Here is a 12673-nt window from a genome sequence, read left to right as displayed (position 1 = left end):
GCGGGCGGGGGTGGCTAGCGACCTGTACCTGGTAGCCGCCATATTCGCGCCGTTGGCATTGGCGTGCGTTATCGGGTGGATCATCTACGCACGCAGCCTTCCCGCCCGCGATACCGAACCGGACAACCCTGCCGGCCCGACGGCGGACGCCGCCGAGGCTGGCCCCCACGCGGCTTCGGCCTTGCCGGCGCCGGCCACCGCTTCGCCAGCGATCCAGGAACTGGCGGAGCAAATCCTTGGCGGCCATCGGCGGGCGCTCTCGCGCGGGATCACCCTGGTCGAATCCCGCCATCCACGTGACCGGTCGGCAGCAGCCGGACTGGTACAGGCGGTCTTCGCGAATGCCGGTACCGCCATCCGAATCGGCATCTCGGGCCCACCCGGGGTCGGAAAATCGACCTTTTCTGAAGCGATCGGGCTTCATGCCATTGGCCGGGGGAAACGCGTAGCCGTGCTTGCGGTGGATCCCTCGAGCACGATCTCCGGGGGCTCCATTCTCGGCGACAAGACCCGGATGGAGCGGTTGGGCCGGTCCGACAGCGCCTACATCCGTCCGAGCCCGTCGGGCGGTCTGCACGGAGGCATTGCCCGCGGCGTACGGGAATCGGTCACGCTGTGCGAGGCGGCCGGCTTCGACGTCATCTTGATCGAGACCATGGGGGTTGGCCAGGCAGAGCTTGCCGTCCGCGAGGTGGTTGACCTCGTTGCCCTGCTGGTGCAGCCCGGGGCGGGCGACAACCTGCAGGGGATCAAGCGCGGGATCGTGGAGATCGCGGACTTCATCCTGATCAACAAGGCTGATGGGGACTTGAAGCGGGCTGCGGAACTCACTGTCGGCGAGTACAAGCGGGCACTCCGGCTGATGTCTCCGCCGTCGGAGACGTGGAAGCCCGAGGTGTTCGCATGCTCGGCGGTTGAGGGGATGGGCATCGGCCACGCCTGGGAACGCATCGAGGCCTTCGAGGCGGTCACCACGAGTGACGGGAGCCGAGACGACGCCCGAGCCCGCCAGGCGGCGGAGGCCGTTTGGAGCTATGTGAATCTCGCGCTGCGGGAGTCCTTCCGGGAAGCTCATGCGAAACCCCGATCAGACGTGGCCCGCTGGGAAGTCGAGGTTCGTTCGGGTCGCATGGCTCCAGCTGCGGCTGCGGCCGCGCTGCTGGACATGATGCGCGATGGAAGGATCGCGACCGGGACGGCAGGATGACGCTGTGCCCGCGTCGGAAACGGAAATCGGCGTCAGCGTCCGTGCGCGCCAAGCGGTTGGGAGCGGTGCTCTTGGCCGCAGGGGTTGTCGTCGCGACCACTGTTTCGGCAGTGTCGGCGCAAGGAATCCCACTGATTCGGGATGCGGAAATCGAAACGCACGTCCGCGCGTGGGCGGACCCCGTGTTTACGGCTGCCGGCTTGGAGGCGAGCTCGGTCCGGCTGTACTTCGTGAACGAACCGACGATCAACGCGTTCGTGGCGGGCGGCCAGAACATTTTCATTCACACGGGCCTGATCGTCCGCGCCGGCACCCCGGATGCCCTCGTGGGCGTGATTGCCCATGAGGCCGGGCACATTGCCGCAGGACATCTCGTGCGGACCCGCGAGGCGGCGGAAAATGCGGCGATCGCCGGGCTGGCCACCACGTTGATCACAATCGGCGCAAGCGCCTTGGGCGGAGGGGACGATGCCATCTCGCTCGGGGCGGCCGGCATGTCGCTGGGCGAGAACATTGCCAGCAGGATGTTCCTCCAGCATTCGCGCTCGGCGGAGTACGCGGCGGACCTGGCGGCCCTTCAGTACCTGGCCGCGGTGGGTCGGCCAGCACGCCCGTTGGTGGAGTTGCTGATCGCGCTGCAAGCCAAGGAGCAAACGCTGGAACTCCTGGATCCGTACGCTCGTACCCATCCACTGACACAAGAGCGCATCCAGCAGATCCTGGATTGGACGCGTGATGAGCAGGTGCCGCTGTCTGCAGGACGCGCCGCCGAACTGGCCGCCTACGACCGCCTCGTAGCCAAGATCGTTGCCTTTACCGACCCGCCCGAACAAACGCTGCAGCGCTATGGCGGAGATGACAGCGTCGCCGGGCAGTATGCGCGCGCCATTGCGTACTACCGAAAGTCAGACCTGACCGCGGCGCTGTCGAGGATTGACGGGCTTATCGCCCAGAGTCCCGAAGACCATTACTTCCACGAGCTGCGCGGCCAGATCCTCCTCGAGAACGGCCGTGTCTCGGAAGCTTCCGAGAGCTATCGGCAGGCCGCGGAACTGGCGCCGGAGGCGGCCCTGATCCTGGTTGGCTTCGCTCAGGCGGAGCTGGAAACCGGAGATGATTCAAGTCTTTCGGACGTGATAGGCGTACTCGAACGCGTCGTGGACCTAGAACCGGCGAACGCCAAGGCTTGGCGCCTGCTTGCGGCTGCGCACAGCCGCGCAGGGAAGGAAGGGTTGGCCATGCTCGCGACGGCCGAACACGCGCTCATCCGTGGTCGCGCCGCCGATGCCCGGCGTTTTGCCGAACGAGCGCTCAAGCACTTGCCCCCGGATTCGCCCGCCTTTCAGCGGGCCGACGACATCGGCCAGCTGCTGCGGGACTCATCGGGCGCAACCCGGCGCTAGATTGTTGTCCTGGAACTGCTCGGAGAAACACCCATGCTGAGAACCTTCGCTGCGCTTGGCGCGCTGATTCTTGCAGCGCTCCTCGGTGGCCCGCTTGGGGCCGCCGAGCTGAACCGGCAAGACGTGGAAACGATCGTCCGCGAGTACCTGAACGAGAATCCCAACGTCATCTACGAAGCCGTCGAAAAGCACCAGCGGCGGCTGGCGGAAGAGGCCAAGCGACAGCAGGATGCTGCGCTTGCCACCAATTACGAGACCATCGTGGAAGGCTCGCCGGCGGTCGGTGCCGCGGGCTCGGACGCCATCACGGTGGTGGAGTTCTTTGACTACAACTGTGGCTACTGCAAGCGGTCGATGGACGCCATCCTTCAGGTCCTGGACAGCGAGACCGACGTACGCTTCGTCTTCGTGGAGTTCCCGATCCTCGCCCCGAGTTCCCGGACGGCAGCGCTTGCGGCTCTGGCTGCCGACAAGCAGGGTGCGTATTTCGAACTCCACCGCGCGCTGATGCAGCATCGCGGAGCGCTGACGGACACCCGGGTAATGGAGATCGCCGCGGAAATCGACCTTGATGTCGTGCGACTAGCGCGGGACATGGAGGACGCGTCAATCGTGGCCGCTCTGGAGCGCAACGCCGCGGTCGGCGAGGCCGTCGGGGTTCAGGGGACGCCGTTCTTCCTGGTCAACCAGAAGGCCTATCCGGGCTGGCTCGACGAGGAGGCACTTCGGAGCGCCATCTCGGCCGCCCGACCCGGCTGAGCAAGGTCTGCGTCGGCGGGTCCGGGCCGCTGCGGAACTGGACCCGGCCGGCCCCGGTTCGCCGAGCTTTCGCTCAGGTGACCGCCACGAGCGGTGCGGTGAGGGCGTGCTGCCGGAACATCGCGAGTCGTCGGCGTCTCAATCGACCGTCAGCAGGATTTTCCCGACGCAGCTGCCGGCCTCCATTTCCCGGTGAGCGGCGGCCGCCTGATGGAGGGGGAACGTGCGGGCCGTCACCGGCCGGATGCGCCCCGTGACGAACAAGGGCCAGACATGCTCGACCAATGCATCCCGTAGTCGGCCCTTCTCGGCGACACTGCGTGGACGGAGGGTGGAGGCGGTGACGGTGAGCCGCTTCTGCAGGAGCGGGAGCAGGCTCGCTTCCACCTTGAAACCGCCGAGGAAGGCGATGATTGCCAGTCTCCCCTCGACCTTCAGCGCATCGAGGTTCCGGGCGAAATAGGCGCCTCCCACCATGTCCAATATCAGGTCGACGCCCGCGTCGCCGGTGCTTCCGAGGACTGCCGCGACGAAATCCTCCGTCTTGTAATTGATTCCCCGTTCCGCACCGAGACCCTCGCAGGCCCGCGCCCGATCGTCGCTGCCGGCGGTTGCGAACACCCGCGCCCCAAACGCCCGCCCGAGTTGGATGGCGGTCGTGCCGATTCCCGAGGCGCCGCCGTGCACCAGCAACGTTTCGCCGGCCTGCAAGCGCCCGCGCTCGAACACATTGGCCCAGACCGTGTTGAACGTCTCAGGCAATCCCGCAGCGTCCGCGACGGAAACACCGTCCGGTACCGGCAGCACCTGAGCATCAGGTGCGACGCAGTACTCCGCGTAGCCGCCTCCTGCCACGAGCGCTGCGACCGACTGGCCCGCCGAGAAACGGTCGACACCGGCCCCGGCCTTCACGATCTCGCCCGCAACTTCAAGCCCCGGCAGGTCGCTCGCCCCCGGCGGCGCCGGATACAATCCCTGCCGCTGCATGACATCCGGGCGGTTGATGCCAGCCGCCTGCACCCGAATCAGGACTTCGTCATGGCCGGGTTCGGGGACCGGCCGTCGGCACGGGACCAGTACATCCGGACCGCCGGGCGCAACGACCTCAATTGCATCCATCTGGACGGGAAGGACCATCAAAGTTGTCCGAAATGGCTGATGAAGCGCGCAGTATGCCAGACGAATATCAGTTGTTACCCGCATTCTGGCGGCTGCCGGCACCTGTGGGTAAAGTGCCCTGATGGCGATGGAAGACGACATCCTGGTCCCGAAGCCCGCGGCCAATTTCCCGCGGAACTTGGAACCGCTCTCGGTTGACGCACTGAAGCAGTACCTGGTCGAACTCGACCGGGAACGTTCGCGCACGCAGCAGGAGCTGGAACGGAAACAACGGGCCACTGCCGCCGCCGAGCAGGTTTTCCGGTCCTGACCGCTGGGCCGGCCAGGCATTCCCTGTTCACGCTGCTGACCTGAGTTCTTTATGTCCAGAACTGGCGACTACCACCTAGACACCCTTGCTGTGCATGCGGGCCAGCGCCCGGACCCGCAGTACGGCGCCCGAGCCCAGCCGGTCTACCAGACCACCAGCTACGTCTTCGAGGATGCCGACCACGCGGCGTCGCTGTTCAACCTGGAGCGCGCCGGGCACATCTACAGCCGCATCTCCAACCCGACGGTTGCCGCTCTGGAAGAACGCCTTGCAGCGCTCGAAGGGGGTGTCGCCGGCATCTGTACCGCGAGCGGTCAGGCGGCGCTCCACTTGGCAATCGCGACCTTGTTGTCCGCCGGCGATCACATCGTCTCCTCCGGCGCCCTGTATGGCGGCAGCCGCAACCTGCTGGACCTGACTCTTCCGCGCTTCGGGATCTCGACCACCTTCGTCGATCCGCGGGATCACGCCGCGATGCGCAAGGCCATCCGGCCGGAAACTCGACTGGTCTTCGCCGAGACGATTGGCAATCCGGGCCTCGAAGTGCTGGACCTAGAGGCGGTCGCCGACATCGCTCATGCGGCGGGGGTCCCGCTCCTCGTCGACAACACGTTTGCAACCCCGCACTTGTTGCGCCCAATCGAACATGGCGCCGACATCGTGATGCATTCGGCGACAAAGTTTCTCGGCGGCCACGGCGTGGCCATCGGCGGCGCCCTAGTCGACGGCGGGAATTTCGACTGGGTGGGGAGCGGGCGGTATCCCACGATCACTGAGCCCTATGCCGGATACCATGGCATCCGCTTTGCCGACGAATTCGGTCCGGCTGCATTTGCCGCCCGGGCCCGAGCCGAGGGGCTCCGTGACTTCGGAGCCTGCATGAGTCCCCAGCATGCGTTTTACATCTTGCTCGGAGTCGAGACCCTGGGGCCGCGCATGGACCGCCACGTGGCGAACGCCCGGGCAGTGGCCGAGATGCTGGAAGCCCGGGAGGACGTGCCCTGGGTCGCATGGCCGGGCCTCGAATCGCACCCTGACCATGCGCTGGCCGAGCGGCTGCTGCCCCGTGGCCCCGGCGCCATCATTTCGTTTGGCGCGCCTGGGGGACGCGATGGGGGACGTGCACTGATCGCCAAACTGTCCGTGTTCTCGCACCTCGCCAACGTGGGCGACGCGAAATCGCTGGTGATTCACCCGGCCAGCACGACGCACGCGCAGCTCGACAAGGTTGGCCTGCGCGAGGCGGGCGTGGACGAAGGGCTGGTCCGTTTGTCGGTGGGTCTCGAGCACATTGACGACCTGCAGGCCGATCTCAAGCGCGGGCTGGACGCCGCGACACGCGCATGAAGATTCGGGTAGCCGGACGGGCAGTCTACCTGGCGGACGGTGGCCGACCGTTCGAGCCCGATATGCCGGCGGTTGTCCTCCTGCACGGTGCTGGGATGGACCACAGCGTGTGGAGTCTTCCGGCGCGGTGGTTCGCCCACCATGGCTACGCGGTCTGCGCGCCCGATTTTCCCGGCCACGGTCGAAGCGACGGACCGCCCGCGGCGACGGTCGCCGATCTCGCCGACTGGTCCATGGCCGTGTTGTCGGAACTCGGGGCCAGCGTCGCCTGCGTGGCCGGCCACAGCATGGGCGCCCTGGTGGCGCTTGAAAGCGCCCGCCGGCATCCGGAACGGGTTAGCGCCTTGGCCCTGTTCGGGGCGGCGCCGGCCATGCCCGTGCACCCGAATCTTCTGGAGGCGGCTGCCGACCGACCGACCGCAGCGGCAGCGATGATGACGGAATGGGGGCACGCTGCCGCTGCGCGACTGGGAGGCGGGCGCAATCCGGGGATGTGGATGACCGGCGGCGCGCTCCGTCTGCTGGCGCGTGCCCCGGCCGGCACACTGCATGCGGCGCTTGCCCTTTGCAACGCCTACGAAGAGGGTCCGGTTGCAGCTGCAGCTGTCACGATGCCGACGCGGGTGATCAGCGGCACCGATGATCGCATGACACCGGCGCGGGCCGGTCGGAAGTTGAGTCTCGCCATTCCCGGCGCCGTGTTCGAGGAAATTCCGGAGTGCGGGCACATGATGATGATCGAGGCGCCCGAACAGACACTCCAGGCGGTCCGGACGGCCTTTGAAGCGCAACCATGAATACGGCCGCCCCGGAGCCGCAGGCACTGCGCGCGCACTACCCGTACTGGCGGGAGCTCCAGACCCGGTGGGGTGATAACGACATTTACGGCCACATGAACAATGTGGTGCACTATCAGCTGTTTGACACGGTCGTAAACAGGTTCTACGCGGAGGATGCCGGGTGGGATCCCGCCACGTCGGAGGCCATCGGCATCACGCCTGAGACGCGGTGCCGGTACTTCAAGCAGCTTCGATATCCCGATCCTGTTGATGCCGGGGTCCGCGCGGCACATGTCGGGCGGAAGAGCCTTATTTTTGATATCGGCTTATTCCGACGTGGCGATCCTGACCCCGCCGCAATCGGTTATTTCGTCCACGTGTTCGTGGCCCGAGAACGTCAAGAGCAGACGGTGGCGGTTCCGGCGGGCATTCTCGCCGCCGTCCAGCGCCTGATGGCAGGCAGCGAAGGAGCGGGGAAAAAACTGAGCGCGGGGCCTACAACTTCAGTCCGGCAAACCGACGGTTGAATCGCGCCACTTGGCCGCCGGACTCGCGCAGCTGCACCGGACCGCCGGTCCACGCGGGATGAGTCAGCGGATCCACGTCCAGTTTGAGGGTGTCCCCAGGTTTGCCCCATGTCGACCGTGTCGCGAACTCGGTTCCATCGGTCATGACCACGGTGATCTCGTGATAATCCGGGTGAATATCCTTCTTCATGGCCTCGACCATCGCAACTGCAGGCGGGAGAATTCAAGCCTAAATACCGGATCGGCTACGGCTGGACAACCCGTGTGCCGCCGAAGGCGTCGAGTCCGCACAGATCCGGTTTTTTCGCGTAGGGTGCCGTAGTGGACACCGATCGCAGCCAGCAGGCGGACCTCGCGGTGGGCGAGGGGCACGTACTGCACGTGCGGACGTACGGGAGTGAAGGCGGAATCCCGGCCGTGTACTTGCACGGCGGGCCGGGCAGCGGTTGTCAGCCGGCCCACGCGCGACTGTTCGATGCTGCCCGTTTCCGGATCGTGCTGTTCGATCAGCGCGGTGCGGGCCGCTCACGTCCGAAACGAGGCCTCTCTGCCAATACCACCGCGCATCTGGTGACCGACCTGGAGCAGGTCCGCACACATTTGGGCATTGAACGATGGCTGGTGGTCGGGGGGTCCTGGGGAAGCACCTTGGCGCTCGCCTACGCACAGGCCTTTCCTGAGCGAGTTCTCGGGATTGTCCTCCGGGCCGTCTTCCTGGGAACTCGCAAGGAGTGCCAATGGGCGTTTCGCGGTGCGGCTGAAATCTTCCGGCCCGAGTTGTGGGCGGCGTTTCGGGACCTGCTGCCCGAACGCGAAAGGGAGGACCCGATCCGCGCCTACGGGCGACGGCTTGAAGATCCGGACCCAAGAATTCATCTGCCCGCTGCCGACGCCTGGGCCGTATACGAAGGGACCCTCTCGACGATTACGCCGCCGGAGCCGAAGCTGCCGGCCCGGCTCGACCGGGGGCCTGGCTCCGATGACGGGAAAGGGCCGAACACGCCGTATGTGGAATGGCACTACATCAAGAATGATTTCTTTCTGGAGCCCGATCAGCTCGTGCGGAACGCTGACCGGCTTCGGGGGATTCCCGGGCGAATCGTGCAGGGACGGTACGACCTGCTGTGTCCGCCTGCCGCCGCGGCCGCCATCGCGCGGGCGTGGCCTGATTCGGAGCTCACGGTCGTGCCGGGCACTGGACACGCCGGAACGGAGCCGCCGATCCGGAATGCGCTGACCACCGCCATCACCGAGCTCGGCGTGCGGTACGGATAACGGTCATGCACGCAGATGAGACGCACGCCTGGACACGCCACGATGTCCGGCTCGGGGAAGTTGCGCTCCATTTTCTTCGCAGCCGCAACCGCCACGGTCCGCCGGTCATGCTGGTGCACGGTTGGCCCGAATTCAGCCGCACGTGGCGGAAGAATCTTCCGGCCCTGGCGGAGCGTTATGACGTGGTGGCGCCTGATCTGCGGGGCTTCGGCCGGAGTTCGAAACCCGGGCACGTGTGTGCGCCGCAGGCGTATGCGGATGACCTGCTGGCTCTTGCCGATCATCTGGGCGGGCGAACGGATGGCGCGAACTGGGCCGGCGCGTTCACCGTGATCGGGCATGACGTCGGGGCGTTTGTGGGGCAGATGCTGGCGCGCGCGCATGCGGAGCGCCTGCGAGGCCTGTTCTTCTTCAACTGCCCGTACGACGGCATCGGCGGGCGCTGGCTGCAGCACGGGCAGTTCCGTGAGATTTGGTACCAGACGTTTCACCAGATGGAATGGTCGGCCGAACTCGTAGGCACCAGTCGAGACACCTGCCGCATCTATCTCTCGCATTTTCTGCGTCACTGGAGCCATGATCCGCATGCGTTCGATGAAGACCTGGAGGCGTGGGTCGACAACTTTATGCAGCCGGGCGCGCTGCAAGGCGGCTTCAACTGGTACCGATCGATCGCGGAGGAGCGCCGCCGCGCAATTGCGGGTGAGGCGCCGGCCCCGCAGGTCATCCACGTCCCGGCCTACGTTCTCTGGGGGCGACACGATCCCGTATTGCGGAGTGAGTGGACCGACGGGCTCGAAGATTATTTCTCAAACCTGACGATCGAGGTGGCCGAGTCGGCGGGCCATTTCGTGCATTTTGAGCAGCCGGACCTCGCGAACGACCGAATGCTGGCGTTCCTTGAACGCGTTCATGCGGAGGCGCCGGGTCCGCCATGATGGGGACGGGTGCGGGCGCCGGCGCCGCCTTGCAGTCGGCGGCTGGCCGGGAACCGTAATGACGTTTCCCATGCCCCGTGCACGTGGCCAGCGACAAGCCTGCGCCAGCTCCCCCGCATACCTGCTGAGCCGTTGTGGACCCGTTGACACGACACTTTCGTATCCGCATGATCGATTTGGGCTTTAGACGATGGTTCAGGTGTTTGCTCGGACCTGGGCCGTGCGCCCGCGTTTGTGTTGCCTGCCCGGACTTCGCATGCGTATCCAGGTCCCGCTGATTGCTGTTGTTTTTGCTGCGTCTGTACTGGTTGCTACAGGGACTTCTGCGCGCGAGCCGCTCACCAACATTGATGGCATGGCCGTGCACTCGGATGCGCTGGCCCCCGGCGAAACTCTGTCGCGACTGTTTACGCGCGAAGGAATCTCTCGAGTAGAAGGTGAGCTCTTTGTCCGCACGTTGCGGCGTCATCTCAACTTGCGGCGCATGGCTGCCGGACAGGTTGTCATCCTGTACCGGTCGGTACCGATTGTCGGCGACTCGGCCTTGCGCGCGGTTGCCATTCCCTTGCGTCGCGGACGGTCGGTCGTAGCTGTCCGGGAAGGCGAGAGCGACCGGGTTCGTGGCGGCGTCTACGTAGATGAGGAAGCGGCCGACTGGATTGAAGCCGCCGTCGGCACGACGCCAGAGACGGCGCGCGCGGGATCAAGGCGGCTCGAGCTCAGACGGGGCGATAACCTGGTCATGGCGCTGTTGCGGGCCGGCGCCACGCGTGATGACGCTCACCGTGCCGCGACGGGTCTGCGGAACCATGTCAACTTGCGCCGACTGGCAATCGGTGAACCGATCGACGTCGAATTTTCGGTTCAGGACGGAAAGACCGTCCTGGAGGCGGTCGCGCTCCCGAACCGCGGGCGCAATGCGGACATGCGTCGCGATGCGTTCGGTGTCTTCCGCCCGGTGGCCGACGTGGCTGCGGCCGAGCCTGCCCCGCCTCCGCCTCCGGTCGAGCCAACAAGTGCAACGCCGACCGGCCAGGCCGACGAATTCGCCGGCATCAGCGATCGCCTGGCCCCCAGGGGGATCGGCCGCCGCGTCGACGAGACCTTCAAGCGCGGCGACACGCTGGGCCTGCACTTGCAGCGAGCTGGCATGTCGCTCACCGAAATTCGGGGCGCCGTACGCGCCTTCGCCAGGGAAAAGCGGCCGACATCCATTATCGCCGGCCAGCATTTTTCGTACGGTCTGGAGGGCGGTGCGGTAACGTACTTTGCGGTTTCCGACCGCCGCAGGAAGGCGGTTTTGGTGGCGCGCACCGCGACGGGCGAATGGACGGCGCAGCGGGTCAACTGGGCGCAGGTCGAGGTCACGGCTGAACGTCTGGCAAGTCGGGCATGGCCACGGGACCTCGAAGACCAACAGGCTGCGGTCCAAGAAGAGCGACTGCAAAACGCGCTTGAACAGACCCGTATCCGATCGGGAGACTTCCTGCTGTCCGTGTTGGCCGGAATCGGGGAACGGCGGACCCACGCGCACGCTGCGGCAGCCGCCTTCGGAAAAGTCGGTCGCGTCGACCGGCTTCAGCCTGGCCAGAAGCTGATCTACCCCCGTGCACCCGCAGACGAGCCGCTGTCGGGCTTTTTCCTGGAAACCTTGGCAAAGAAAAAGCGCGGCGTTCTGGTCCTCAGGGACTCACGCGGTCGATACAAGGCGGCTTGGACAGATACCGCGCAGGCGGAAGTGCAGCTCGCGGCGCTTGCACCGGAGCCACAGCAGGGAATCGCCGCCGACTTGGGCCCCGACCCGTCGCTGGATGCCGACCCGGTCCGCTCCTTTTCCAGCCTACCGGATGGCGACCACGTGGAACGTTTCGAGGTCGCGGCCAGGCAGGGCGACACGCTGGCCAAGATGCTCGTTGGCACGGGTGCGAACCGACTGCAGGTTGACAAGGCAGTCCGGGCCATCAGCGGGGAATTCGATCCCCGAACGCTCGACATCGGGCAGGTTCTGCACGTCGCCGTCGGCGCCGGTGACAAGGGAGCTCGTCCGCTGGAAGGGTTCTCCATACAATTGGATCCACTGCGCAGCGTCGAAGCAGTTCTCGAGGACGGTGCCTACGTCACCCACCGGGTAGAACGCGCATTTCATGTCGTGTTCAATCGCACCGTCGGCACCATCGACACCAGCCTGTACCAAGCTGCCAGCCACATGGGGCTGCCGCTCCCGGTACTGGAGCAACTGGTGCGACTATTCAGTTTCGACGTCGATTTCCAGCGGGATCTGCAGCCCGGCGACGAAGTCGAGGTCATGTACGAGGGTCACGTGGTCGACAGCAAGATGGTCGACCACGGGCGGATCGTGTATGCGGCCATGGTTGTTCGTGGCGAGAAACGCTCGCTGTACTACTTCGATCCTGTGAACGCGCCGGCAGGCTACTTCGATGGCGAGGGCCGGAGCGCTACCAAGGCCCTGATGCGCACGCCGATCGACGGAGCGCGCATTTCCTCGCGATATGGCATGCGCCGTCATCCGATCTTGGGCTTCAATCGGATGCATCGGGGTATGGACTTTGCCGCGCCGACCGGCACGCCCGTCTATGCCGCAGGGGACGGAGTGGTCGAGCGGATCGGACGGTACGGTGCCTATGGTAAGTACATCCGGATCCGGCACAACAGCGAGTACAAGACGGCCTACGCGCATTTATCCCGGTACGCGAAGGGTCTCCAGCAGGGAACGCGCGTGACACAGGGGCAGGTGATCGGACGCGTCGGTTCAACCGGCCGGTCTACGGGCCCGCACCTGCACTACGAGGTTCTGTATCGGAACAAGCAGGTCAATCCGCAGAGCATCGACCTGCCGAGCCCCGTGTTCCTTGAAGGGGACAGCTTCGTGGCGTTCCTGAGCGAGCGCAATCACATTGACGAAGCCTGGAACGACTTCGGTCCGGGGGCCGCTCGGTTGGCCGTCCGTCCGTCGGCGGGCGGCGCCGCCTTCAACTGAAGGGGCTCCGC

General features: G+C 65.8%; 12 protein-coding genes. 10 read left to right on the top strand and 2 right to left on the bottom strand.

What is annotated here, in order from left to right; genetic code table 11:
* Positions 1-10 precede the first annotated feature (10 nt).
* The 3 genes from meaB to OXH60_01215 are packed head-to-tail and all read left to right on the top strand — an operon-like array spanning position 11 to position 3369.
* Positions 11-1207: a methylmalonyl Co-A mutase-associated GTPase MeaB gene (gene meaB, locus OXH60_01225; GenBank protein ID MDE0710740.1), complete on the top strand. Its 1197-nt coding sequence runs from the start codon at positions 11-13 to the stop codon at positions 1205-1207.
* Positions 1208-1248: 41 nt separating this feature from the next.
* Positions 1249-2610 carry a M48 family metalloprotease gene (locus tag OXH60_01220; protein ID MDE0710739.1) on the top strand — a complete coding sequence of 454 codons (1362 nt, stop codon included), beginning with the start codon at positions 1249-1251 and terminating at the stop codon, positions 2608-2610.
* A 33-nt stretch (positions 2611-2643) separates the two neighbouring features.
* The gene (locus tag OXH60_01215; protein ID MDE0710738.1) at positions 2644-3369 is read left to right on the top strand and encodes a DsbA family protein; all 726 of its coding nucleotides are present in this window, start codon (positions 2644-2646) and stop codon (positions 3367-3369) included.
* A gap of 138 nt (positions 3370-3507) precedes the next feature.
* Here the strand turns inward: OXH60_01215 and OXH60_01210 are convergent, their stop codons facing one another.
* Positions 3508-4506 (bottom strand): NAD(P)H-quinone oxidoreductase, encoded by a 999-nt coding sequence (locus OXH60_01210; protein ID MDE0710737.1) that lies wholly within the window; start codon positions 4504-4506, stop codon positions 3508-3510.
* Positions 4507-4609: 103 nt separating this feature from the next.
* Here OXH60_01210 and OXH60_01205 point away from each other — a divergent pair, with 103 nt between their 5' ends.
* From OXH60_01205 to OXH60_01190, 4 genes are read left to right on the top strand one after another with little or no spacing between them, the layout of a single operon-like run.
* Positions 4610-4798 (top strand): DUF1192 domain-containing protein, encoded by a 189-nt coding sequence (locus OXH60_01205; GenBank protein MDE0710736.1) that lies wholly within the window; start codon positions 4610-4612, stop codon positions 4796-4798.
* Between the two features lie 51 nt (positions 4799-4849).
* A complete protein-coding gene (locus tag OXH60_01200; GenBank protein MDE0710735.1) occupies positions 4850-6145 on the top strand; it encodes an O-acetylhomoserine aminocarboxypropyltransferase in 1296 nt (431 codons plus the stop codon).
* Positions 6142-6942 carry an alpha/beta hydrolase gene (locus tag OXH60_01195; protein MDE0710734.1) on the top strand — a complete coding sequence of 267 codons (801 nt, stop codon included), beginning with the start codon at positions 6142-6144 and terminating at the stop codon, positions 6940-6942. Before OXH60_01200 ends, OXH60_01195 begins: the two co-directional genes overlap by 4 nt.
* Entirely contained in the window at positions 6939-7451 is a 513-nt protein-coding gene (locus tag OXH60_01190; GenBank protein ID MDE0710733.1) for an acyl-CoA thioesterase, read from the top strand. Before OXH60_01195 ends, OXH60_01190 begins: the two co-directional genes overlap by 4 nt.
* Here the strand turns inward: OXH60_01190 and rpmE are convergent.
* Positions 7420-7641 (bottom strand): 50S ribosomal protein L31, encoded by a 222-nt coding sequence (rpmE, locus tag OXH60_01185; GenBank protein MDE0710732.1) that lies wholly within the window; start codon positions 7639-7641, stop codon positions 7420-7422. The two genes, OXH60_01190 and rpmE, sit on opposite strands and share 32 nt — an antisense overlap.
* 131 nt (positions 7642-7772) lie before the next feature.
* On the opposite strand from rpmE, the gene pip reads away from it, so the two are divergent.
* From pip to OXH60_01170, 3 genes are all read left to right on the top strand, one after another.
* Positions 7773-8726, top strand: a complete 954-nt coding sequence (gene pip / locus OXH60_01180) for a prolyl aminopeptidase (protein MDE0710731.1) — start codon at positions 7773-7775, stop codon at positions 8724-8726.
* Between the two features lie 5 nt (positions 8727-8731).
* The gene (locus OXH60_01175; protein ID MDE0710730.1) at positions 8732-9664 is read left to right on the top strand and encodes an alpha/beta hydrolase; all 933 of its coding nucleotides are present in this window, start codon (positions 8732-8734) and stop codon (positions 9662-9664) included.
* 256 nt (positions 9665-9920) lie between these two features.
* The gene (locus OXH60_01170) at positions 9921-12662 is read left to right on the top strand and encodes a M23 family metallopeptidase (protein MDE0710729.1); all 2742 of its coding nucleotides are present in this window, start codon (positions 9921-9923) and stop codon (positions 12660-12662) included.
* The last annotated feature ends 11 nt before the right edge of the window (positions 12663-12673 follow it).

This window comes from Rhodospirillales bacterium, from assembly GCA_028824295.1.
Classification (GTDB): Bacteria; Pseudomonadota; Alphaproteobacteria; order TMED109; family TMED109; genus VXPW01.
This window is presented reverse-complemented; position numbering and strand designations above follow the sequence as displayed.